This window comes from Kocuria sp. CPCC 205235 (assembly GCF_040980905.1).
Taxonomy (GTDB): Bacteria; Actinomycetota; Actinomycetes; order Actinomycetales; family Micrococcaceae; genus Kocuria; species Kocuria carniphila.
In genome coordinates this window covers 1-1,164 of sequence record NZ_JAVKPR010000072.1, presented here as the reverse complement: position 1 = coordinate 1,164, position 1,164 = coordinate 1, and the positions used below count along the sequence as shown (strand labels likewise).

General features: G+C 67.5%; 1 protein-coding gene. It reads right to left on the bottom strand.

The window, feature by feature from the left end; all coding sequences use genetic code 11:
- Window positions 1-221: 221 nt before the first annotated feature.
- Window positions 222-1,164, bottom strand: a 943-nt coding sequence (locus RF638_RS15995) for an IS1380 family transposase (RefSeq protein ID WP_368842459.1), incomplete at its 5' end; no start/stop codon positions are given.

Genomic DNA, 1,164 nt, shown 5'->3' with positions numbered 1-1,164 from the left:
GGTCGTGTCAGCCACGGCCGTCTCCTCTCGGATCAGGCCGGACCCTCACACACCGTTCTTCTGACAGTCCCCGATCCACCGACTCAGGTTAGGGCCGGCGGCCGATATCCCGGATCGGCACTGAGCCGTTTTTTGGCGTGACGTGGTGGCCGGCCTCGCTACCGGTGGTGTTCCACTGATGTTCTTTCGGTTGTGCCGATGCCCGGCGGGTGGTCGGGTGGTTATGCCGGTTGTGGTGGCGGGTGGACGGCGGTGAAGAGCCGCTCGAATCCCTGTTGCCAGGGCCAGGTCTCGGGCAGGCGCATCCGGATCCTGCGGGCGCTGGAGGCGATCCGGGCTGGCAGATTCACGAGCCTGGCCCGGATGGTGCCGGTCCGGGCCCGGGTGAACTCTCCGGCGGCGAGGGTCCCGGCGGTGCGGGTGAGGTTGTAGGCCATCACCGCGCAGACCAGCCAGGCACTGTTGGCCCCGAAATGTCCGGAGGGCAGGTGGGCCAGAGCACTGTCTTTCAAGTCGGCGTTGACCTGCTCGATGAGCGCATGCCCCCGGTGGGTCCGGTCCGCGGTCACCGTGTCCAACACTTCCGGATCCACGGTGGTGAAGAAGGCGTGGAAGCGGTGGGTGCCGAACAACATCGGCTGGTTGGTGTCCTGGGGGTTCAGTTCCGGGATGCGGCGCACCACCAGCCGTCCGGGGATCCGCTGGGCTTTCTTCTTCGAGGTGAACGCGGTGAAGGGAACTTCGGCGACCTCGGCTTTGGAGGTCCAGGTGCCGGTGGTCTCATCGTAGATCGCCTCGGGATATTCGATGCCGGTCCAGGCCGTTACGTCGATGGTGGCGATGGCGGCTTTGACAGCTTTGTCCATCCTGGCGGTGAGGCAGACATCGGCCCCGGCGGCCAGGGTGGCGGCCACGGTGGGATGGCCGTAGAAGGCAGCGTCGGCTCGGACCAGCACTCGGGTGTCGGAACCCGGGCGCAGTCGCTTTAGGGTGGCCAGCACGTCGCCGACCATCCGGCCCGCACCCCGTGGGGATCCTACTGCTCCGCGGCGCAGCCGCTGACCCAGGATCACCGGGGCCGCGGTCTGGGTGGTGGCGGTGGCCAACAGGGCGTTGAGCCCACGGACCCCGGAGTACCCGTACCCGGAACCCTGCTTCTGGTAG